A 26856-nucleotide genomic window follows, 5' to 3' on the forward strand; every position below is an offset into this window, starting at 1 on the left:
CTGAGTTCGGACCTTCGGGGAGGTTCGGACTTCGAAGCGACCCTTCGTCGAGGTCGACGACCTTCGGCTGCGCTCTCGCAGGATCGCCACATGGTTTCCACTCGATATCGAGGCGGTGCGATGTTTCTCTTCAATCCCCGAGCCACAGTTCCCGGCGCTGACCGTCACAACGCTGTGTGGGGGTGGTCGTGATGGATACCGACAAGAGGATCGATCCGCTGACCGGATCGCGAAGCCTGCCGGCGGGAGCGTTCCCACTGTCAGCGGTGCAGCGCAGTATGTGGTTCGCGCAGCAACTTCACCCGACTGTCCCGTACTTCATCGCGCAGTACATCGAGTTCCACGGCGATCTGGACATGCAACTGCTCAGTCGCGCCGCAGTGGAGGCTGCCCACGAGTTCGAATCGCCGTTTCTACGGTTGATGTACCCGGACGGGGAGCCGTGCCAGATCGTGGACTTCACGATCGACCCGGGCATCGACTACTTCGACTTCCGCGAGCGTGAGAACCCTCGGCAGGCTGCGTCGGAGTGGATGGACAACGATTACGCGACGACGCTCGATCTGACTCGCGATCGTCTCGTCGAGATGACAATTCTTCAAACTGGTGATCGGGATTACCTGTGGTACACCAGAATTCATCACGTCGCTCTCGACGGATACAGCGGAATGACGATCGTCAATAGGATTGCGGCGATCTACACCGCAGCCGTCGAAGGTCGAGAGCCTGCGGTGAACAAGGCACTCGACGTCATGACGCTGTCCGAACTCGATCAGAAGTACCGAGAATCGAGTCGGTTCGAAGCCGACCGCGAGTACTGGGCCCAGCGAGTGGCGGGCGTCGAACACGGTTCGACGTTGGCTACCCGCGAGGGACCCCCGACCGCTCGGAGTGAGCTCGTCAGCGCCTCGATGTCGACGGAAAGCCTTGCCGCGTTGGACGAATGGAACTCGCGTTCCGGGGCGACTCCGGCGGCGGTACTGATTTCAGCACTGGCGTGCTACCTGTCTCGCAACACCGGCTACGGCGACGTTCTGATCAACTTGCCGGTTTCCGCGAGGACGACGGCCCCGCTGCAACGGTCCGGCGGCATGCTGGTCAACGTCGCGCCACTTCACATCCACGTCGACCCCGACGAAAGCGTCGACGATCTGGTCGGGCGGGTCCAACTCGAACTTCTCGGTGCGCTTCGTCATCAGCGATGCAGCCTCGAGGACATTCGACGTGATGCCGGTCTGACCGTCGGCGACGCGCGTCTGTCCGGTCCGATGATGAATGTGATGCTCTTCCGGCAAGAGATAACTCTGGGGCCGCTGACCGGTGAATATCACATCGTCACGTCGGGTCCGGTCGAGGATCTGCTGGTCAACGTGTACCAGAGCGGCGATCCGGCGCAGACGTTGATCGACTTCCGCGGAAACCCCAATCGCTACGATCACGACGAACTGGCCGAACATCACCGGGCGTTCACCGAGTTGGTCGCAGAACTGTCAGCAGCACCGGCCGGCACGCCGATGAGCCGAATTCATCCGGCAAGCGCCGAGGCCGGGGCACGCAGCGCGCGGCGGAGGGAAAACGAAAGGTTCTGGGCTGGATATCTGGGGGACGCCGACGAGGGCTCCATCCTGGGGCTCGAGCGAATCGACGCAGAATCGGAGCCCACCGGCGCGACTCGGCTGAGCGTCCCGCTCGATCCCGCGGTCGCCACATTCGCGCGTACGGAAGGTGTTTCACTCTTTGCCGTTGTCCACGCGGCATTTGCGGCGTTGTTGTCGAGATCGACCGAGCGCCGTGACGTGTTGATCGGAACGAGGACCGAGTGGGGGACTTTGCCTCTGCGCTGCGAGGTCGATCCGGAAGCGTTTTTCGACGAGTTCGTGAGTTCTCTCGCTCGAGAACGCGAAACGTTGGGTCTTCGATCGGCAGCAGGTGTCCCCGAGTTGCCCGAGTTGCACGTCCATCTCGACGACGGCTCGCAGGAGACAGCGATTACCGGTATCGATGTGGCGATCGGGGTCCACGCGGATACCGGCGCCCTCGAGGTTGCATACTCCACGCAGCATTACGCCGAATCCACGGTCCGAGCCTTCCTCTCGCGACTGGTGCGCATCCTTGCCGGCGCAGCAGCAGCCCCGCGAACGCCGGTCGGAGACCTCGATCTTCTCGACGAGTTCGAGCGTGAGTCCTTGGTACCGGCACGGGGAGCGACCGCGTCCGCCCCGTTGACCCTTCCCGACATCCTCCGCCGGGCCGCGGCTGTGAACCCCGATACCCCAGCGCTCGTTTTCGGTGATCGTGAGGTGAGCTACCGGGAACTCGACGCCGAGTCGAACAAACTCGCCCGCGAACTGATCGACAGGGGAGTCGGCCCCGGCACCTATGTCGCCCTTGCGCTGTCGAGGTCGATCGAATCCGTGACCGCGACGTGGGCGGTGGCGAAGACCGGCGGTGCCTTCCTTCCGATAGATCCGCACTACCCCGAAGATCGTATTCGGCACATGCTCACCGATTCGGGAGCTGTTGTCGGAATCAGCGTGGGGGAGCACCATGCAGGGCTCGCCGATTCGGTGGACTGGCTGCTTCTGGACGAATTCAACACCGACGAACCGAACACATACCGCTCGGATGCACCGGTCGACGACTCCGAACGTCGCTCCCGCGTGCGCTACGACGACCCGGCGTACCTGATCTACACCTCGGGATCTACCGGCGTGCCCAAAGGCGTCGTGGTCAGTCACCGTGGGCTGAGCAGCTTCGCCGACGAAGAACGAGTCAGGTTCGGAGTCGAACCAGGCGACCGCACCCTGCATTTCTCTTCGCCGAGTTTCGACGCCTCGGTACTCGAACTTCTCCTTGCCTTCGGCGGCGCGGCGACGATGGTGATAGCGCCGCCCACCGTGTACGGCGGCGACGAACTGGCCCAGGTGATGCGCGTCGGCCGGGTCACCCACGCCTTCGTCACCCCGGCCGCGCTGGCTACAGTCGATCCCGCCGGCCTACCGGATCTACGAGTGGTCGTGACCGGCGGCGACGCCTGCTCACCCGCGCTGGTAGATCAATGGTCACACGGACGCTCGATGTTCAACGCGTACGGACCGACCGAAACCACCGTCGTCGCCACCCTGACCGGACCATTGAGCAGCGATGTTCCCGTCACCATCGGAAAGCCGATGCGCGGCGCCGCAGCCGTACTCCTGGACTCGCGGCTTCAGCCGGTGCCGATCGGTGTCGCCGGAGAGCTCTACGTGAGCGGTGTCGGCTTGGCGCGCGGATACCACGCACGTGCCACGATCACGGCCGAACGATTCGTGGCCGACCCCAACGGCGCTGCAGGAGAGCGCATGTACCGCACGGGTGACCTCGCGCGGTGGAACGGCGACGGTGAGCTGGAGTACCTCGGCCGGAGCGACTTCCAGATCAAGATCCGCGGTTTCCGCGTCGAGCTCGGCGAGATCGACGACGTACTGCGCCGCCACCCGAGCGTCGCGCAGGCCGTCACCGCCGGAGTTGCGGGCCCGAGTGGGGAAACACTGTTGGCCGCGTACGTCACAGCGGTTGCGGGCACACACATCGACAACTCCGAGTTGATCGCCCACGCGAGATCCTCGTTGGCTCCCCACATGGTTCCGTCGAGGATCGTCGTCCTCGATTCCATTCCGCTGACTCCGGCAGGAAAGATCGACAGGAAAGCGTTACCGGACATCGACTCGGCGGGCGGCTCGGCCGAATACCGTGCCCCCGAAACCTCGACCGAGAAGCGCATTTCGGCGGTGTTCTGCGATCTGCTCGGCATCACCCGCGCAGGAGCAGACGACAGTTTCTTCGACCTCGGCGGTGACTCGTTGATCGCGACCCGCGTCGTGTCGCGGGTGAACGGAGCGCTCGGAACGACGCTGAGCGTTCTCGACCTCTTCGAGGCGCCGACCGTCTCCGCTCTCGCTGCACGTGCCGACCTCGCGGACTCGCGGAACACACGTGCCCCCGCATTGACGCGTATCGATCGCCCTGACCGGATACCGGTATCTCTGGCGCAGCAACGAATGTGGCTGACCAATCAACTCGATCCGAGTTCGCCGGCGTACAACATTCCGATCGCGGTTTCGATGACCGGCGACCTCGACGTCGACGCACTGTTCACCGCACTGCGGGACGTGATCGTTCGGCACGAGGTCTTGCGGACCGTTTTCCCCGAGAGCGCTCGTGGACCGGTACAGCACGTTCTCGGTGTGGACGAGATGTTCGATCATCTCGAGGTCGAAACGGTGCCGGCCGCAGCGGCCGCAGCGCGGGCGAGTGAACTTGCGCGAGAGGGATTCGACGTCAGTGAATCGGTGCCGATCCGCGCCACTCTGCTCGAAGTGAACGAACGTGAGCACACCCTGGTCCTCGTCGTGCACCACATTGCAGCGGACGGCCTGTCGATGGCGCCGCTGGCTCGTGACGTCATGGTCGCGTACGCCTCGAGGGCGAGCGGACGCGTTCCGGCGTGGCTGCCACTCGAAGTGCAGTACGGCGATTTCAGCGAGTGGCAACGCGGAGCGCTCGGCGAAGCGTCCGACCCGGATTCGATTCTGGCCGAGCAGTTGCGGTTCTGGTCGCACGCCCTCACCGACCGCGGGGAGCTCGCGGAACTTCCGATGGATCATCCGCGGCCGGCGGGAGTCTCACTGCGCGGGGGCAATCTCGATTTCCGGATCGACTCCGCGACGTACCGCCGCGTCGCCCAGATCGCGGCGCGCAGCGATGTCAGCACGTTCATGGTGATCCACGCCGCACTGGCCGTCCTGCTCAGCCGAGAATGCGGAGCGAACGACATCACGATCGGCACTCCGGTGGCCGGGCGGAGTGAGCGCGCCCTCGACGACGTCGTCGGAATGTTCGTCAACACCGTGGTGCTCAGGACCGTTCTCGACGGCGGGCTCACCTTCGGTGAAGTTCTCACCCGTGTCCGCGACGTCGACGTGGCGGCCTTGCAGCACACCGAAGTCCCGTACGACGTACTCGTCGAATCCCTCGCAGAGCGCCAGACGCCGCTGTTCCAGGTGATGCTGGTGATGCAGGGCGCCGCTCCCACCGAGGTCACTTTGCCCGAGCTCGAGGTCACGGTCGACGAACTGTCCACGGGCGCGGCAAAGTTCGATCTTCAGGTCATCCTCACCGATCGCGGCGACCATCTCGACGGCCAGATGAACTACGCCAGTCAACTTTTCGACTCGGACACCATGTCGGGCCTAGCCGATCGTTTCACGATGCTGCTCGACGCGGTAGCGGCCCATCCGGACTCCGTCGTCGGCGACGTCGACCTCACAGCTCCGGGCGAGGCAGAACTGGTCCTCGAGCGGTGGAATGCCACCGAGCACGCGTTACCGATCACTACCCTGGCCGACCTGTCGGCAGAGCAGGCAGCCCGGACACCCGAGAAGGCCGCGCTGATCTTCGGTGAGCGAACGCTGACGTATGCGGAGTTCGACGCGAGGGTGAGCGATCTCGCCAGAACCCTCATCGGCCGAGGCATCGGCCCGGACATGCGCGTCGCGGTGTCGATTCGCCGGTCTCCGGAACTACTCGTCGCGGTCCACGCCGTGATCCGTGCCGGTGCGGCATACGTCCCGGTGGACCCCGATCATCCCGCCGAACGCATCGCGTACGTCTTCGACATCGCGGAACCCGTCTGCGTGCTGAGCAGGCCCCAGGACCACGGAGCTCTTCCCTCGCGAGTCCCGATCGTCGACGTCGATCTCGATCGTCAGGTGTCCACGACGGCGCCGATCACCGACGCTGATCGGGTCGGACCCCTCCACCCGGACAATGCTGCTTACGTGATCTTCACGTCCGGATCGACGGGTCGGCCGAAAGGTGTTGCAGTATCGCACCGTTCGATCGTCAATCGCCTGCTGTGGATGCAGGACACCTACCCACTTCACACGTCGGACGTGGTGCTGCACAAGACTCCGGTGACCTTCGACGTCTCGGTGTGGGAACTGTTCTGGCCCCTGCAGACCGGCGCGCAGTTGGTGATCGCGGAACCGGAGGGGCACCGAGATCCCGGATACCTGTCGGCGTTGATCGCGGAAAAGGGTGTCACGACGGCGCACTTCGTTCCGTCGATGCTCGCGGAATTCGTCGCAGTCGCGACTGCCGGGCAGTGCGCGAGCCTGCGTCAGGTGTTCTGCAGCGGTGAAGCTCTTGCGCCGACCACTGCGGAGGCGTTCACCCGTCTGAGTTCGGCAGGATTGTTCAACCTGTACGGCCCCACGGAGGCTGCCGTCGACGTCAGCGCCGCCGAATTCACCCCAGACATGACCGTCACCGTTCCCATCGGTGCGCCCGTGTGGAACACCCAGCTCTATGTCCTCGACGGGCGGCTGCATCCCGTTCCGGTCGGCGTTCACGGCGAGCTGTACCTGGCGGGAGTACAACTGGCGCGCGGATACCTCGGGCGCAGCGATCTGACCGCAGACAGATTCGTGGCCGATCCGTACGGCCCGTCGGGCACCCGGATGTACCGCACCGGTGATGTCGTCCGGTGGCGCGCCGACGGGCTGCTCGACTACGTCGGTCGACGCGATTTCCAGGTCAAGATCCGCGGCCAGCGCATCGAACTCGCCGAGGTCGAAGCAGCGTTGCTCAGGCTGCCCGGTGTCGCGCAAGCTGCTGCTCTCGTCCATCACGACGACGTCGTCGGTGACAGCTTGGTCGGCTACGTCATCGCCACGACCGGCACTTCGATCGACACGGACGGCCTACGCACCGAGTTGAGAGGTCTCCTTCCGGCCTACATGGTCCCTGCAGTGGTCATCGCCCTCGACGTATTCCCGCTCGGCCCGACCGGCAAGCTCGATCGGAAGGCTCTGCCCGCGCCCAGCTTCGACAGCTCGCAGACGTATCTGGCGCCGCGAACACCGCTCGAAGCGCAATTGGCGGCGATCTTCGAAGAGCTTCTGGAATCCGGGGCAGTCGGTGTTCACGACAACTTCTTCGAGATCGGCGGAAACAGTCTCGTCGCTGCCCGCGCGGTGGCGCGCGTGAACGATTCGCTGTCGTTGAACCTGTCGATCAGAGAGTTGTTCGACGCGCCGACCGTTGCACAGTTGGCGGTCGAGTGCGCCACGGCGCGAGGGGGACCGGTAGTCCTTCCGCTCGAGGCCTTGCCGCGGCCACAGACGATCCCGCTGTCGCTGGCACAAAAGCGCATGTGGTTCGTCAATCAATTCGACGTCACGTCCGCGGCGTACAACGTCGCCATTGCGATCAGGCTGAGAGGCCGGTTGGACGTTGTCGCGCTGGAGGGCGCGATCACCGACGTGCTTGCTCGCCACGAATCGCTGCGCACGCTGTTTCCCATGATCGAGGGAGTGCCGGCGCAGGTGATCGTGGAACCCGGTGAAGCGTTGGGTGTGCTGCCGGTGGTGGCCGCGAACACCGAAGCGGTGCTCGGGGAGATCGAACGTGTCGCCTCGAGGGGCTTCGACGTGACGCAGGCTCCGCCGATCAGGGCGGAACTGGTCAAGGTCGACCCAGAAGATCACGTCCTGACTGTGGTCGTCCATCACATCTGCGCCGACGGATTCTCGATGGCACCGTTGGCGTTCGACGTGATGACCGCGTACTCGGCACGGCATCGAGGTGAGGCGCCCGACTGGTCTCCTCTTCCAGTCCAGTACGCGGACTTCGCTATCTGGCAGGAGAGGGCTCTCGGTCGGATCGACGAAGCGGACAGCACTCTTGCCGGTCAGCTCGAGTACTGGACACGTCAACTGGCGAGTGTTCCCGAACTTCTTGCGCTCCCCGTAGATCGACCGCGGCCGCGTGTACAGGATCTCTCGGGCGGCGTCGTTCGATTCGACATCGATGCCGGCATCCACCGTCGTCTGAGCGAAACCGCGATCGAACACCGAAGCAGTATGTTCATGGCGATACACGCCGCATACGCAGTGCTCGTGGCGAGGTTGTCCGGCATGGAAGACATCACGATCGGCTCACCGATCGCCGGGCGCGGAAATGCCCTCCTCGATCCGATGGTCGGTATGTTCGTCGGCACATTGGTGCTTCGCGCCGACGTCGACCCCGCAGCCTCGTTCACCGATCTGTTGGCCAGAGTTCGCAGCACCGACCTCGACGCCTTCGCTCATGCAGACGTCCCCTTCGAGCGCGTCGTCGATGCGCTGGCTCCGGAGCGGTCGACTTCGCATTCACCGTTGTTCCAGGTGATGCTGGAGTTCAAGAACACCAGTCGACCAGCGGTTCGTCTGACGGACCTCGACGTCGAGGTCCTCGAACTCGAATCCGCCGTCTCGAATTTCGATCTGCAACTCACGCTTGCCGAGAAGTTCGACGAGGCAGGCACGCCCGCGGGAATCGAGGCCGGGTTCACCTATGCGAGCGCCCTGTTCGACGAGTCGACCGTCGAAGGTTTCGCTCGATATCTGATTCGGATCCTCGGTGCGGTGACCGAATCACCGCACACGCCGGTCGGCGACATCGATCTCGTGGTCGACACCGACACGATCAGCGTCGTGTCTGCACCGGAACTTCCCGACCAGGTTCACTTCGCGACGTTGCTCGAGCGGAAGTACGTCGACGAACCGCAGAGAACTGCACTGATTTTCGGCGACCGACATCTGACGTACTCCGATCTGGACCGCCGCGCCAATCGGCTTGCACGACTGTTGATCGGCCGCGGGGCAGGTCCGGAAACCGTTGTCGCCCTGGCATTGCCACGCTCACTGGACTCCGTGGTCGCGATCTGGGCGGTTGCTCGGACCGGCGCCGCATTCGTACCCGTCGACCCGGCGTACCCCGTCGACCGCGTACATCACATGATCAACGACTCGGGAGCGGGCGTCGTCCTCACCACCGCCGAGCATGTGGGTGTCGTCCCCGACGAGGCAGACGCAGTTCTGCTCGATCAGGCCGAGACACTGGCAACCCTCGAACAGTTCGGAGATCAGCGGCTGGAGGCCTCGGAACTGTCGGGGACGGTCTCTCTCGACAATCCTGCCTATGTCATCTACACCTCCGGTTCCACCGGCGTCCCCAAAGGTGTCATGGTCACCCACCGTGGGCTTTCGGCACTCGCCGAACAGGAACGTACTCGATTCGGAGTGGAATCGACCTCGCGCACGCTGCATTTCAGCTCACCGAGCTTCGACGCCTCGATTCTCGAACTCCTGATGGCCGTTGGTGCCGGGGCCACGATGGTCATCGCTCCACCGAGCATCATCGGCGGAACCGAACTGACGAGCCTGATCGCCGACCAGCACATCACTCACGCCTTCATCACCCCAGCTGCTCTCGCCACAGTCGATCCGAGCGAACTGAACGAGCTGGTCTGCATCGGAACCGGTGGCGACGTCTGCCCGCCCGATCTCGTCGCCGCCTGGGTCAGTGATCACCGGATCATGATCAATGCCTACGGACCGACCGAATCGACGGTCGTCGCCAGCATCACCGAGCCGATGTCCCCGGCCGATCGAGTGACGATCGGTCGCCCGTCGACAGGCATCACGGCGTGGGTCCTCGACAATCGCCTACACCGCGTCCCGGTCGGAGTGACGGGGGAGCTGTACGTCAGCGGCGACGGACTCGCCCGCGGTTACCGCAACCGCGCCGGCACCACCGCCGAACGATTCGTGCCCAATCCCGCGGGCAGTGCGGGCACACGGATGTACCGCACCGGCGACCTCGCCAGGTGGAACAAGAACGGCGAACTCGAGTACCAGGGCCGAGGCGATTTCCAGGTCAAGATTCGTGGATTCCGCATCGAACTCGGCGAGATCGAAGCAGTTCTGGCTCGTTACCCCGGGGTCGCGCATTCCGTGGTGACCACGCTCGAACGTGACGGAGGCGCCGCGCGAATCGTCGGATACGTCGTGCCCGCCAACGATGCTCAGACTGTGGATCCCGAGGCCGTCATCGCGTTTGCAGGCTCGGCTCTGGCCCCGTACATGGTTCCTGCGGCGGTGGTCGTGCTCGACGAACTGCCGATGACGGCCAACGGAAAGCTCGACCGCCGAGCCCTGCCGGTTCCCGACTTGCGAGCAACCCAGGCACGCTCGCGGGCTGCCGAATCCGATACCGAGCGCACGCTGGCCGCTTTGTTCGTCGATGTCCTCGGTGTCGAATCGGTGGGCGTCGACGACTCGTTCTTCTCGATGGGCGGCGATTCGATCATGTCGATTCAGCTCGTCGCCCGTGCCCGCGACGCCGGGCTCGTGTTCACCCCGCGTGACGTCTTCGAGGTGAAATCGGTGGCCGGTCTTGCGGTTTTGCTGGCATCGACCAAGGACGACGAACCCGAGGTGCTCGAGGAACTTCCCGGAGGCGGGGTTGGCCACGTGCCGTTGTTGCCGGTGGCTCAGTGGTGGCTCGACCGGCTCGGCTCCGATCTCCAGGGGCTCGATTCGTTCTCCCAAGCGACTCTTCTCAATGCGCCGCACGGGCTTCGCAGTGCGGAGCAGTTGACCGCAGCGCTTCAAGTCGTTCTCGATCGTCACGACATCCTTCGCGCGCGCCTCGAACTCGACGGCGAGCGCGGGCTCGTCGTCGGCGATCCGGGATCGGTTGCAGCCGAGGACATCTGCCGGGTGATCGAGGTAGAGGCCGAGCCGGGCACCACAGTGTTCGACGCGGCGATCGTCGCTGCCCTGGGTGATGCACGTCGAGAACTAGACCCCGTCCGGGGCGAGATGGTGCGGGTCGTCTGGTTGTCCGGCGTACGCAACACCGGCCGGTTGCTCCTGGTGATCCACCACCTCGCGGTGGACGGCGTGTCCTGGCGCGTGCTCGTACCGGAACTTGCGTCGGCATTCCACCGCATCGATGCCGGTGAGGAGCCTGAGCCGTCGTACCCGGGTACGTCGGTCCGTCGTTGGTCGTATGCGCTCCGTGACATCGCGCCAGCCCGAAGAGTCGAATTGCCCCGGTGGCGTTCGATCCTCGACGGTGACGATCCACTGATCGGAATCCGCCCACTCGACCCGCGGCTCGACACCTTCCACTCGGTCGGCAGAGTCGTCGCCGACGTGCCCGCCGAACTGTCCGACACAGTCCTGACAACCCTTCCAGCGCTCTTCGGTGGATCGGTCAACGACGGTCTCGTTGCTGCGCTCGCACTGGCACTGACGCAGTGGCGACAGGCAAGGGGCACACGAACCGACAACGTGCTCGTCTCGATGGAGGGTCACGGACGCGAAGCTCACGTGGTGCCCGGCGCGGACGTCCTGCACACGGTCGGCTGGTTCACGAGTGTCTTCCCGATGCGGATCGACCTCGCCGACATCGACATCGCGAACGTGATGCGCAGCGGCCCCGAGGCAGCGGTGGTGCTCAAGCGTGTCAAGGAAGAACTGTTGGGAGTTCCGGACAGCGGCATCGGGTACGGAGTACTGCGTTACCTCGACGAGGTGGGTCGAGCGGATCTCGAACACCTCCGCCAACCGCAGATCTCGTTCAACTATCTCGGTCGTTTTTCCGGCACCGAACCAGGAGAGTCGCTGGGGGACTGGGCACTGGCCCGTGACGTCGACCTGGAAGGGGCAGCACAGTCCGACATGCCCGTGGGCTCGGTACTGGACGTCAATGTCGTTACCACCGAAATCTCGGGTGCACCACACATCGGTGCCACTATCGCCTATCCCACTGACGTGCTGGCAGAGCGCGATGCTCGCGCCTTCGCCGAACTCTGGGTGCAGGCGTTGCGCGCTCTGGCCACGTTCGCCGAGCAGAGCGAACGCGGCGGCCTCACACCGTCGGACATCGACCTGATCGACCTGGACCAGGAGTCCATCGACCGCCTCGAACGCGAGTTCCCGACGCTGACCGACGTCTGGTCCCTCTCACCGCTGCAATCCGGACTGCTGTTCCATGCGCGCTACGCAGAACACACAGTCGACGCGTACACCGTCCAACTAGCACTCGAACTCGACGGCGTCGACGCGTCCCGGTTGCACCGCGCCGCACAGGCACTGCTCGACAGACACGAGAACTTGCGCGCGGCCTTCACGACCGATACCGGTGGGCGATCGGTGCAGGTGATCAGCGCCGACGTGGACGTGCCGTGGACCGAGATCGACATCTCTCCGCTGGCTCCCACCGAACAGGCAACCGAGATACGCGAACTCCTCCATGCGGATCGGGTGCGAGGCTTCGACATGGCTACGCCGCCCTTGCTGCGGTTCCTGCTTCTGCGCACCGGAGACGACGCGTACCGGTTGATCCTGACCAACCACCACATCCTCCTCGACGGATGGTCGATGCCATTGCTGGTCCGTGACCTGCTGACCCTCTACGCCACCGACAGTGATCACAGTGCCATCCCACGCGTACACCCCTACCAGGACTACCTGAGCTGGATCAGCACTCGCGACGACAGCGTGTCGATCGAAGCCTGGGGCGAAGCACTCCGCGGACTCGACGACCCGACACTGCTCACCGGAACTCACGCCGTCGACGAGGACGGCGCTACCTCACGCTCGACCACCACAGCCCTCGGAGAACGTGAGACGGAACTTCTGCGGGGATTCGTCCGCTCCCGTGGCCTGACGACAGCCTCCCTGATCCAGGTGGCCTGGGGAATCGTGCTCGCCGAACTCCTCGGCCGCGACGACGTAGTCTTCGGTGGAACCGTCTCCGGAAGACCACCCCAGGTTTCGGGCGTCGAGTCGATGGTGGGTTTGTTCATCAACACCGTCCCCGTCCGAGTTCGTCTCGACCCGCGAGAGTCACTGGCAGCGCTGTGCATTCGCGTCCAAGCGGAACAGGCGCGGTTGTCCGATCACCATCATGTGGGGCTTTCGCACATCACTTCGGCAGTGGGAGCCGCTGCATCGTTCGACACCCTGACTGTCTTCGAGTCGTATCCCGTCGACCGCGGTGGACTCTCCTCCGGCACCGACATCGCCGGAATGCACGTTCTCGACGTGCACGACGCCGAGGACGCCGCGCACTATCCACTCGCGATCGTTGCCTCCGCGGCAGACGGGCGCTTGCGGCTCAAGTTCGAGTACTTCCCGGGGGTCCTGGGCGATCACGACATCGACGCGATCGCGGACCGGTTGCTGCGCACCCTCGAGCTGATCACCGCACAACCGGATCTCCCGCTGGCGAAGCTGCGCCTGATGCCGGATTCGCAAGTGCAGCAATTGGTTCCCGCGCGAGGACAGCAAGGCCGCTCGGTCAGGACCCTCGATCGCATCTTCACCGACACCGCCGGCAGATTCCCCGAACGGGTCGCACTGTCCTGTGGTGAGAGAAAGATGACGTACCGAGAACTGGACGAGGCGTCGAATCAGTGGGCGCGCGTGCTGATCGCGGAAGGCGCCGGCCCGGATTCACGGATAGCGATCTGTGTGGAACGTTCCTTCGAATCGGTCGCGGCGGTCTGGGCGATCACCAAGACCGGCGCCGCCTTCGTGCCGATCGATCCTCGCTACCCGAGTGACCGGATCTCGTTCATGCTCGAGGATTCGGCATCCGCGCTCGGATTGACCACTGCAGCCCACACACCCGGCGACGGCGGTGCGACGAGGTGGATTGCACTCGACGACCCGAACAATGTCACTCGCTTCGCCGGTATCTCCACGGCGCCGCTACGTGCGGACGAGCGCCGAGGAACCCCACGGCTGGAGAACACCGCCTACCTCATCTACACCTCGGGCTCGACCGGACGACCCAAGGGCGTCGTCGTCACCCATACCGGACTCGAGAACTTCGCCGACGAACAGCGTCATCGATACGGCCTCACGGAGCATTCGCGCGCACTGCACTTCGCCTCGCCGAGCTTCGACGCCTCCGTCCTCGAGTATCTGCTCGCCTTCGCCGTCGGCGGCGAACTGGTCGTGGCTCCCACCACCGTCTACGGAGGAACCGAACTGGCCGACGTTCTCCGTGAGGGACATGTCACCCACGCATTCGTCACGCCCGCAGCGCTCACGTCGGTGGATCCCCAGGGGATCGACGAACTGACCACCATCACGGTGGGCGGCGAGGCGCCCTCGGCAGACCTGGTGCGCACCTGGGCGCCGGGAAGATCGTTCGTCAACGTCTACGGACCCACCGAAACGACCATCTCCTGCAACCTCAGCGACCCGATTCCGGCCGGCGAGAAGGTGTATCTCGGGCCGCCGAACCGCGGATTCAGTGAGGTCGTCCTCGATCGCAGACTTCAACCGGTGTCCGTCGGAGTTCCCGGCGAACTGTATGTCGCCGGAGTCGGACTCGCGCGCGGCTATCACGGGCGCTCACCGCTGACGAGCGAACGATTCGTCGCGAACCCGTACGGCGAGCCGGGGGAGCGGATGTACCGCACCGGCGACGTGGTGCGCTGGCGCAGTGACCGCACCATCGAATACCTCGGACGCAGCGACTTCCAGGTCAAGATCCGCGGATTCCGTATCGAACTCGGTGAGGTCGACACGGCGTTGGGTCAGCTGCCGGGCGTCGAGTACGCGGTCACGTTGGCGGTGCGCGGACCCTCCGACGAGCAGGCTCTGGCGGCATACGTCGTCTGTGACGACGAACGCCCGGTGAGCGCCGAGGACATCCGAGCAGCGGCACGGGAAGTACTGCCGGCACACATGGTGCCCGCGAGCGTCGTCGTGCTCGACGAACTACCACTGACCGGCGTCGGCAAGGTCGATCGGGCTGCACTTCCCGCGCCTCGTTTCGACACCGATGCCGAAACACTCACCGCACCTGCCACCGAGCTCGAACGGCTGGTGGTGGGCGTTTTCGAGGACGTGCTCGGCGTGTCCCCGATCGGCGTCGACACCCACTTCTTCGACGTCGGTGGAAACTCCCTGACCGCGACCCGCGTCATCGCCCGCGTCAACGCACTCCTCGGCACCGACATCGGCGTTCGAGGATTGTTCGAATCCCCGACAGTTCGGCAGCTGTCGCGCCTGGCGGAGAGCGTCGGCCGCGGTGAGCATCCCAGACCACCGTTGACTCGGCGATCTCGCCCGGACCCACTGCCCGTGTCGTTGGCACAGAAGCGGATGTGGTTCCTCAACCAGTTCGACGTGACGTCCCCTGCCTACAACGTTCCCCTGGCTGTACGCCTCGACGGCGACCTGGACTTCGCCGCATTGCAGGACGCGGTAGCGGACGTACTGGGTCGCCACGAAAGCTTGCGGACGAAGTTCCCCTCGATCGACGGACAGCCGGTGCAGCAGGTGATGTCCAGCGAGGAGGTCGTGCCGATCCTGGAGCCGGAAATCGTCACTGCTGCACGAGTGTCCGATCGAATCCTCGAACTGGCCTCGGCAGGCTTCGACGCCTCGGCCGAAGTTCCGATCCGCTGCGCGGTCCTGCGCGTCGACGGGGACCCACGCAGGCACGTACTCGTTATCGTCGTCCACCACATCGTCGCCGACGGGTTCTCGATGAACCCCCTGGCAGCGGACGTGGCAGCGGCCTATGCGGCCCGTAGCGCCGGCAGCGCGCCGAACTGGTCGGAACTGGCCGTGCAGTACGGCGACTTCGCTGTGTGGCAGCACGAAGTGCTCGGCTCCGAGGACGATCCGGACTCCGCCCTGACCCGTCAGCTCGACTACTGGAAGGACCGCCTCGCGGGGCTGGGCGAGCCGATCGCGCTGCCGACCTCGTCCGCACGTCCGGCGAAGCCGACCATGCTGGGCTCGGTCCACCGGTTCGCTGTATCGCCGCAGATCCATCGAGCGCTGACCGATCTGGCCCGCGAGCACGGCAGCACCATGTTCATGGTCATGCACGCAGCCCTGGCAGTACTCGCAGCGCGCCTGGCTGATACCGAGGACATCGCCATCGGTACACCCGTCGCCGGACGCGGAGAGGCCGAACTCGATCACCTGGTCGGAATGTTCGTCAACACTCTCGTGCTGCGGACACAGATCGAGCCCGCCGCGACGTTCGAGGACGTACTCGCCCAGGTTCGCGAGGGCGATCTCGGTGCGTTCCAGCACGCAGACTTGCCCTTCGAACGGTTGGTCGACGCGCTCGACCCGGAACGCTCGACGTCACACACTCCGTTGTTCCAGATCCTCATCGAGTTCCGCAACAACGCGTTGCCGAAACTCGAACTGCCAGGGCTGTCGGTCTCGGGAGTCGAGTTCGACCTACCCGTCGCCAAGTTCGATCTGCAACTCTCGGTCACCGAGCGTTACGACGCTGATGGCGGAACCGCTGGAATCGACGCCGAATTCATCTACGCCACAGACCTGTTCGACGGTGAATTGATCGAATCGTTCTCACGCAGACTGCTCACCCTCCTCGAGGTGGTCTCCCGAGAGCCGTCGACTCCTACCGGTGACATCGACGTCGTGGGCGCCGACGAGCGTCGACAGATGCTGACCGAGTGGAACACTCACGCCGAACCGGCTCCGGCCGACAACATCGCGGACCGATTCTTCGAAGCTGTTGCAGCACATCCGTCGTCGACCGCCGTCAACGACAGCGACGCTGCGATGACGTACGCCGAACTGGACGGGCGCGCGAACCGCCTGGCGCGGCTACTGATCGGCCGCGGTATCGGTCCGGAATCCGTGGTTGCCGTCGCGATGCCCAGAACCACCGATCTCGTGCTCGCGCTCGTCGCCGTCATCAAGACCGGTGCGGCATACCTGCCGGTCGACATCACCTACCCGGCCGAGCGCATGCGCTTCCTCTTCGACGACGCGCGGCCGGTATGCCTGGTCACGACCGGAGACTTCCGAAGCGACCTTCCTTCGGAGATCGTCGAATCCGGCATCGACATCGTCGAACTCGGATCGCCGGAGATCGCGGTACGCCTCGATCACTCCGCGCCCCATCGCATCACCGACGCGGACCGGACCACACCACTTCTGCCCGACTCGATCGCGTACATCATCTACACCTCCGGATCCACCGGGCGCCCCAAAGGCGTCCAGGTCAGCCACCGGAACGTGCTGACCCTGATGGACAACACATCCCCGACGTTCGGATTCGACAACACGGACGTGTGGACGATGTTCCACTCGTACGCATTCGACTTCTCCGTCTGGGAGCTGTGGGGTCCGCTGCTGCACGGTGGCCGGTTGGTCGTCGTCGACTACTACACGACCAGATCGCCGGACATGTTCCACGAACTGCTCCGCCGTGAGCGAGTGACGGTGCTGAACCAAACACCCACCGCCTTCTACCAACTCGCCGAAGCCGATCGCGCGTACTCACCGAACGGTACGGACCCCGACCTTGCACTGCGTTACGTCGTCTTCGGTGGAGAAGCGCTCGATCTCGGGCAATTGCGCAAGTGGTACGACCGTCGCGCGGACACAGCGCCGACGCTGGTCAACATGTACGGGATCACCGAGACGACAGTGCACGTCAGTCGAATCGCGCTCGACCGCAACGACAGCGAGCATGCATCGGCGAGCATCATCGGGCGAGCCGTACCAGGATTGTCCGTCTACGTACTCGACCGGCGACTGAACTTGGTACCACCAGGCGTCGTCGGTGAAATGTACGTCGCCGGCGATCAGGTGACTCGGGGATACCTCGGGAAACCCGCATTGACTTCGGTGCGGTTCCTTCCCGATCCATTCGGTAGTTCGGGGGATCGAATGTATCGGAGCGGGGACCTGGCGAGGTGGAACGACGCGGGGCAGTTGGAGTACGTGGGCCGCAGTGATTTCCAGGTGAAGGTGCGTGGTTTCCGCATCGAACTCGGAGAGATCGAAGCCGCAATGCTCCGCTGCCCCGGCGTCGCGGCCTCGGTGGCACTTGTTCGCACGGAGGGAGCGTCACCGCGGATCGTCGGGTACGTGGTCGCCGAAACAGGCAGTACCGTCGATTCAGCGACGGTGACCAACTTCGTCGCCGCCGAACTCGCGGAGTACATGGTGCCCACCGCGATCGTCGTCCTCGAGTCGCTTCCGCTGACAGTCAACGGAAAGCTCGACCGACGAAGCCTCCCGGCTCCGGACTTCACAGTGACCGGAACAGCGGAGGCGACGCGAGCACCAGCCACCGCTACCGAAGCGGTCCTTGCCGACCTCTTCGCGGAAGTACTGGGGCGGGGCAATATCGGAGTGGACGATTCGTTCTTCGGTCTCGGCGGCGATTCGATCATGTCGATTCAACTCGTCTCACGGGCGAAGTCCGCAGGTCTCGTCTTCACTCCGCGGGACGTCTTCGAAGCGAAGACAGTTGCCGGACTCACCAAGGTGCTCCTTGTCGAATCATCGGAAACCACACCGGTTCTCACGGAACTGCCGGGCGGGGGAGTCGGTATGCTACCGCTCACTCCGATCATGGAGTGGCTCGTCGAACGCGGTCGCGGTGACCTGAGCACGATCCGCAGTTACAGCCAGAGCGCACTGATCGCACTGCCGTCAGACGTGTCCGGCCCCGCGCTGGAGCGAGCACTGCAGACGATCCTCGATCGCCACGACGTGCTGCGGGCGCGCCTGGACGCCGCCACTCACCAACTCGAGATCCGCGAACCCGGCACCGTCGCAGCCTCGGACGTCCTGCGCCGAACCCCTGTCGTGTCCACCAGCGGGAACGAATTCGTCCGCGCAGCAGAAGCCGCGATGCAGGACGCGTCCAGCCGACTCGATCCCGAGCACGGCACGATGATCAGCGCAGTCTGGTTGGATCCCGTCAGCGCGAACGGCAACGGGCCCGAGGCGGGACGGTTGCTCCTGGTCCTCCACCACCTCGCGGTCGACGGTGTGTCCTGGCGAATGATCGTCCCCGGCCTGGTCACCGCATATGCTTCGGCGTTCGAGGGCGACACTCCGATACTTCCGCCTGGCGGAACCTCGATTCGTCGCTGGGCGACAGCGCTCGCCGAGACCGCCGCGGATCGACGCGACGAGGTCGACCTGTGGTCGAAGATGCGGACCGACGAACCACTGCTCGGGACGCGCGGGCTCGACCCCGCCGTCGACGTCGGAGCGACAGTCGACCGCATCAGCGTCGACGTACCGACCTCGGTGACCGAGAACATCATCTCGACCGTGCCGCAGCATTTCGGTGGCTCGGTGAACGACGGACTGCTCGCAGCTCTCGCGATTGCCGTCACCGCCTGGCGTCGATCGCGCGGACAGCGCAGCGGGGAAGTGCTCGTCAATCTCGAAGGACACGGACGTGAGGAGAACGCTGCACCGGGCGCCGACCTCTCGCGCACGGTCGGCTGGTTCACCACCCTGTTCCCGGTGCGAATCGACCTGACCGGGCTCGACGTCGTCGACGCGCTGTCCGGTGGATCAACCGCCGCCTCGGCCGTGAAGCTCGTCAAGGAAACGCTGCTCGACCTTCCCGACAACGGAATCGGCTTCGGCATCTTGAAGTACCTCGATCGAAGCGAGGAACTGAGGGCGCTGCCCACTCCGCAGATCTCGTTCAACTACCTCGGACGTTTCGCCGGCTCGGACCCCGAGCACGGCGAAGTACCGTGGCTGCCGATCTCGGAGGTGACCCTCGACGAAGCGCACAGCGGAGAGCTTGCCGCCGCGTCGGTGCTCGACATCAACGCCGTCACCACCGACACCGCACACGGTCCGATTCTGCGCGCTACGTGGTCTTTCCCTCGCGGCATTCTCAGCGAGGCCGAGGTCGCCGAACTGGCGGAGCTCTGGGCCAGAGCACTCGGCGCGCTGAGTGACTACGTGGACCGACACTCCGAGCGCGAGCTCACGCCTACCGATCTCGATCTCGTCACCACAGATCAGCAGAGCATCGAACAGCTCGAGCGCAGATTCCCCGACCTGACCGACGTCTGGTCACTGTCACCCCTGCAGTCGGGCATGCTCTTCCACGCCCAGTTCGACGAAACCGAAATCGATCCGTACATGGTGCAACTGACGCTCGAACTCGGCGGACGGGTGGACTCGTCGCGGTTGCGCCGCGCGTCGCAGGCCTTGGTCGACCGTCATCCGAGCCTGCGCGCGGGGTTCGTCTCCGCGCCGGGAGGTCGGGCGCTGCAGGTGATCCGTTCCGGTCTCGAGATCAGCTGGGCCGAGATCGACCTGTCCGGGGCCGAAGACGGTGAACTCGCATTCGGTCAGCTGCTCGAACGCGACCGCGCTCATCGTTTCGACATGGAAACAGCACCACTGATCCGGTTCATGCTCGTGCGAACCGGACCGGACACAGCACGCTTCGTCGTGACGAACCACCACATCCTGCTCGACGGCTGGTCAACCCCGCTGTTACTGCGAGACCTGCTGACTCTCTACGCAACCGACGGCGACCCCGAGATTCTGCCCAGAGTTCAGTCGTATCGCGACTACCTCACCTGGATCTCGAAGCAGCACCCCGACTCGTCGCTGCGCGCATGGCAGGAAGCGCTACGTGGCGTGGACACATCCACCCGACTCTCGCAAGCGAGCACGGCCGCCGAAACCGTTGCCAGTGACATTCACTCGTACTCGCTGCCGAACGAACGGGCCCAGACCCTTCGGGCGTTCGCGCGAAGCCGTGGACTGACCATGGCGACCCTGGTCCAAGTGGCGTGGGGAATCGTGCTCGCCGAACTCCTCGGCCGCGACGACGTCGTCTTCGGTGGAACCGTGTCCGGACGCCCACCACAGGTGTCCGGTGTGGAATCGATCGTCGGCCTGTTCATCAACACAGTGCCCGTACGAGTCCGCCTCGACGCCCGAGAAACCCTCGCGGAACTGGCCATTCGCGTCCAATCCGAGCAAGCGTCACTGCTCGACCACCACCACATCGGACTGTCGGACATCGCGGGAGCAGTGGGCGCCGCGGGTTCCTTCGACACACTGACGGTATTCGAGTCGTATCCCGTCGACGAGGCAGCCCTGACCGCCGAAACCGACATCGCGGGAATGCACGTTCTCGGCATCGACGGACGCGACTCGGCGCACTATCCGATTGCCGTTGTCGCGTCGGAAAGTGACACGCTGAACCTGAAGATGGAGTACTTGCCGACGCACTTCTCCGCCCGCGAAGTCGCGAAGATCACCGAGCGCGTGGGCATCGTCCTCGAGCAGCTGGCCTCGGCACCGGATCAGCCGCTGGCCCGCCTGCAGGTTCTCACAGAGTTCGAGAGCCGTGATCTTGCGCCGGTCTTCGGCTCCCCGGGTCGCTCTGCTCGCACGCTCCCGGAGATCCTCGCCGACGTCTCCGCCACGTATCCCGACCGCATCGCGCTCTCGGCCGGCAGCCGGTCGATGACCTACGCCGAACTGGACCGGCGCTCGAACCAGTTGGCCAGAGCCATGATTCGCCGCGGCGCCGGGCCCGAGACGTCGGTAGCCATCGGCATCGAACGGTCGGTCGAATCAGTACTCGCGGTGTGGGCAGTGGCCAAGACCGGCGCGGCATTCGTACCCGTCGACCCCACCTACCCGGCCGACCGAATCGAACACATGCTCAGCGACTCCGAAGTGTTGTTCGGGTTGACGGTCGTCGACGCCATCGACACATTGCCACCCATCGTGTCCTGGTTGGTGCTCGGAGAAGAAGCATTCGACGACGACGTCGCCACCAGTTGCACGCTGCCGATCGCCCAGGACGAACGGCGTGCACCGGTAGTCATGGACAACGCCGCGTACGTGGTCTACACCTCGGGATCCACCGGCCGACCCAAGGGAGTCGTCGTCACTCACACCGGACTCGACAGCTTCGCGCTCGACCAGCAACGTCGATTCCACGCCGATCAGCACTCTCGGACCCTGCACTTCGCCACCCCCAGCTTCGACGGAGCCATCTTCGAGTACCTGCAGGCATTCGGTGTCGGAGCAACAATGGTGATCGTCCCGACCGACATCTACGGCGGCGCCGAACTGGCAAGTCTGATCCGCCGTGAACACGTCACTCACGCGTTCGTCACCACGGCAGCGCTCGCCACCGTCGACCCGGCCGGTCTGGACGAATTCCGGCACGTCGTCGTCGGGGGAGAGGCTCTACCGCCGCATCTCGTCGGTCTGTGGGCTCCCGGACGAGAATTCGTCAACGCCTACGGCCCGACCGAGACAACCGTCATGGCCGACATCAGCGAACCCATGACGGTGGGCGCACCCATCACGATCGGTGGCCCGATCCGCGGTGTGCACGAGATGATCCTCGATTCGCGCCTGCAACCTGTACCCGTCGGAGCTCCCGGTGAGCTGTACATCGCCGGCATCGGCCTGGCTCGCGGATACCACCGGCGTCCCGGCCTGACCAGCGAACGATTTGTGGCCGACCCCTTCGGCAAGCCAGGCGACCGGATGTACCGCACCGGTGACATCGCCTCCTGGCGAAGCGATCACACCATCGAATACGTCGGGCGCAGCGACTTCCAGGTCAAGATCCGCGGATTCCGTATCGAACTGGGCGAGGTGGACGCCCAGATCACCGCAATGGCGAGTGTCACGAACTGCGTGACACTCGGCGTCGACGGACCGGCCGGCGCAACAGTTCTCGCGTCCTACCTCACCGTCGAGGAAGGATCGACGCTCACCGGCGCAGAGATCACCGCGCACCTCGCCGGACGTGTTCCCTCGCACATGGTTCCGGCCAGCATCATGATCGTCGACGAGCTACCGCGCACCGCGGTCGGCAAGCTCGATCGAAAAGCCTTGCCGACCCCGGAGTTCACCGGAACCGGCGTGGAATTCCGGGCTCCCGGCACCAGTCTCGAGCGTCGGATCGCCGATGCCTTCATCGATGTACTCGGCGTCGAGCGGGTAGGCGTCGACGACAACTTCTTCGAGCTCGGCGGCAACTCGCTGATTGCCACTCGCGTGGTCTCGCGGCTCAATTCCGCACTGGACATCGACGTCGGGGTGCGAGTGCTCTTCGAGGCGCCGACGACAGCGCAGCTCGCAGAACGGCTTTCCGACGCTGTCACTGCCGTCGGCACTGTGCCGCTCACTCCCATGGAGCGCGACGGAAACGTCCCGCTCTCGTTGGCGCAGAAGCGTATGTGGTTCCTCAACCAATTCGACACACGCTCAGCCGCGTACAACATCCCACTAGCTGTTCGCCTGACCGGTGACCTCGACGTCACCGCCATGCAACAGGCGATCGCCGACGTCGTCGAGCGGCACGAAACACTGCGGACCGTGTTCCCCGCCGTCGGCGGCGATCCGATTCAGAAAGTGCTCACCGCCGACGAGGCAGTACCGCCGGTCCGTGAAATGACCGTGGGGGAGCACGAACTCTCAGAGCGCATGCAACGACTCGCCACGACCGGCTTCGACGTGTCGGTGGACCTGCCGCTACGCGTGGCACTCTTCCGACTCGACACCGGTGAACCCGTTCACATTCTGTTTGTCGTGGTCCATCACATCTGCGCCGACGGTTCGTCGATGGCGCCGCTCGCACGCGACGTGATGACGGCCTACCTGGCGCGGACGGCTGGGACCGAGCCCACGTGGGCACCACTCGAAGTGCAGTACGCAGACTTCACGTTGTGGCAGCATCGCGTCCTCGGATCGGAAGACGACCCGGAATCTGTCATCAGTCGCCAATTGCGCTACTGGAGCGAGCAACTCGCCGGACTCGACGACGTCATCGCACTGCCCACCGACCACCCGCGGCCCGTGCAACAGACCTTCCACGGTGACCGATTCACCTTCGACATCGACGCGAACACCCACCGCGCCCTCGCGGACCTCACCAGGGCAAACGGTGTCACGATGTTCATGGCACTGCACGGCGCGCTGGCCGTGCTGATGTCCAAGCTGTCGGGCGCCGACGAAGTCACCATCGGCACACCGATCGCCGGCCGAGGTCAGGCAGCACTCGACCATCTCGTCGGAATGTTCGTCAACACGCTGGTCCTGCGAACCAGCGTCGATCCCGACATCACGTTCGCCGAACTGGTGGAGCACGTCCGGGAAATCGACCTGGCCGCATTCCAGAACTCCGACCTGCCATTCGAACGGCTCGTCGACGTCATCAACCCCACCAGATCCACGTCGTACTCACCGTTGTTCCAGGTCGCCCTCGAACTGCAGAACAACGAACCCGCACATTTCCACCTACCGGGCCTCGACATCGAAGGCCTGACCGTGGAAACCAAATTCGCGAAGGAGGACCTGGAACTCATCGTCGACGAGAAGTTCGACGAGTTCGGCATCCCGGCCGGGATGTCCGCAGCCTTCGACTTCGCAACCGATCTCTTCGAACCCGCCACCATTCGGCGGTTTGCCGACCGACTTCGCCTGATCCTGGGCGCGGTCGGACGCGAACCGGCGACACGCATCGCTGACATCGGCATCCTCGCCGCCGACGAAACAGCGGCTCTGGTGCCGGCATCCGGTGCAGCCGCGACTCGAGCACGGGTGTGGCCGGAGATCCTCGCCGAGGCAGTCGCGTCCAACCCGGATGCGCCGGCCCTCTCGAGTCGAGAGAGGTCGATGACCTACCGCGAACTCGACGACGAATCGACGAAGCTGGCGCGAGCGCTGTGCCGGCGCGGTGTCGGACCCGAAGACTTCGTGGCTCTGGGTCTGCCGCGGTCCACGGCGGAGATCATCGCCATCTGGGCGGTCACGAAGACCGGAGCGGCATTCCTGCCCGTAGACCCGAACTATCCCGACGACCGCATCAACCACATGCTCGACGATTCGCGGGCCGTACTCGGCATCACCGACGACGCTCACCGCAGTCAACTTCCCGACACGGTCGAGTGGATGGTCCTCGATGCAGCCGAGACCGTCGACGAGATCGAGCACCAGAGCGCCGCCGCGATCACCGATCGCGACCGGACGATACCTCTGCATCACGGCCACCCCGCTTACCTGATCTACACCTCGGGTTCGACCGGGAAGCCGAAGGGCGTCATCGTCACCCACCTCGGGTTGTCCAACCTCAACGCCGAAGAACATCAGAGGTTCAACGTTCAGCCCTATTCGCGGATCTCTCACTTGGCATCACCGAGCTTCGACGCCTCCGTCTTCGAACTCATGATGGCGTTCGGCAGCGGTGCCTGCTTGGTCGTCATCCCACCCACGGTCTTCGGCGGATCCGAGTTGGCCGAAATCTTTGCCGACGAACACGTCTCACACGCGTTCATCACGCCGACCGCACTCAGCTCCATCGAAAGTTCCGCGCTGCCCGAACTCCGCGTGCTCGCCGTCGGTGGCGAAGCCTGCCCACCCGAACTCGTGGACATCTGGGGCCGCGACCGTCGCATGTTCAACGGATACGGACCTACCGAATCCACGATCCAGGCCAGCGTCAGTGAACCCATGCGGCCGGGCAAGGACATCAACATCGGCCGACCGGCCATCGGCTTTGCCGGCCTGGTCCTCGACGGGCACCTCAAGCCCGTGCCAGTGGGAGTCATCGGGGAGCTGTACGTGACCGGCCCCGGACTCGCCCGCGGCTACCACAATCGTCCCGATCTCACCGCTGACCGGTTTGTCGCCGATCCGTTCGGCGACCCGGGCCAGCGCATGTACCGCACGGGCGACCTGGTGCGCTGGCGCTCCGACAGCACCCTCGAATACCTCGGCCGCAGCGACTTCCAGATCAAGGTCCGCGGATTCCGCATCGAGCTCGGCGAAATCGACTCCGTCCTGATGGCACACCCATCCGTCTACTTCGCCGCGACACTTGGGCACGAAGCGCCGTCGGGGGAGACGATGATTGCCTCCTACATCCAGCCCGTGGACGGACAGACCGTCGACGACTGGGAACTTCGACGCCACCTGTCGTCTCGCCTGCCCGCGCACATGGTTCCCGGCGCGATCGTCGTCGTCGACCGCATTCCGGTGACACCGGTCGGCAAGCTCGACCGCAAGGCACTGCCGACCCCGAGCTTCGAGCGTCGTACGGTCCCGTACGCACCGCCGACAAACGACACCGAACGAACGGTCGTCGACATCTTCGAGACGGTGCTCGGCCACGAGCACATCGGCGTCGACGACGACTTCTTCGAACTGGGTGGAACGTCGATCGTGGCCACTCGCATCACCATCGAACTCGAGAAGCGACTCGGGATGCGCGTGCCGTTGCAATCGCTTTTCCTGGACCCGACCCCTGCCGGTGTCGCCCGGGCGGCCGACGGAATGGACGCACACTCGCCGGACGATTCGTCGGATCTGCTCGCCCCGATGATCACGCTGCGTGCCGGATCCGATCGTGCACCACTGTTCTTCGTCCATCCGGGTATCGGATTGTCCTGGGGTTATGCAGAATTCGTCAAGCACCTCGAGCTGGATCAACCCGTATACGGTCTTCAGCTACCGTCCCTGAGCGGCGGGCCCAGCTTCGACTCTCTCACCGAACTCGCCGACGACTACGCGAATCGCATTGCGGCCGTGGCATCGACCGGCCCGATCCATCTGGCCGGCTGGTCGCTCGGCGGCGTCATCGCACACGCCGTGGCGCACAGCCTTACTCGCACCGGCCGTGACGTGACGCTGTCGATCCTCGACAGCTACCCGTCGTCGGATTCCGATCAGCCCGCAGAACTCTCGGTCTCCGAACTACTGGCCGGGCTCGCGATGCCCGCGGGATCCAAGGCCGTCGAGAGCTTCGAAGAAGCGGCGGAATTGCTGGAGCAGACCCTTGGCGCCGGAATCGGAATCGAAGCGGAGCATCTTGCGCGGATCAGTCGCGGTTACTCCCACTCCGTCGAATTGACGAATCGGCACCAACCGCCTGTCCACCGTGGAGACGTCGAGTTCTTCGTAGCCGGAAGATCTACGGAGAACGGACACGACGTGGCCGAATGGCGACGGTTCGTACAAGGCGACATCCGAGTCGCGGAAGTCGATTGTGAACACAACCAGATGATCGAACCGGGCCCGGCGGCAAACATAGCTGTACGATTGCGAGAAGTTATCGCTCAGTGGGGTGTCTGAACCAGGTTCGACATGGGTATGAGTGAAACACACAGGGTGATGGACCCCGGGTGGGTTCGGACGAGGGGAAAACGTTGAAACTGCGAAC

Annotated in this window: 1 protein-coding gene; it reads left to right on the top strand. The window is 64.5% G+C overall.

Translation table 11 applies throughout. The features are described from left to right. Window positions 1-191 precede the first annotated feature (191 nt). The gene (locus tag G8767_RS11005; protein WP_166810176.1) at window positions 192-26768 is read left to right on the top strand and encodes a non-ribosomal peptide synthase/polyketide synthase; all 26577 of its coding nucleotides are present in this window, start codon (window positions 192-194) and stop codon (window positions 26766-26768) included. Window positions 26769-26856 lie beyond the last annotated feature (88 nt).

Source organism: Rhodococcus sp. IC4_135, assembly GCF_011602025.1.
GTDB lineage: Bacteria > Actinomycetota > Actinomycetes > Mycobacteriales > Mycobacteriaceae > Rhodococcus_F > Rhodococcus_F baikonurensis.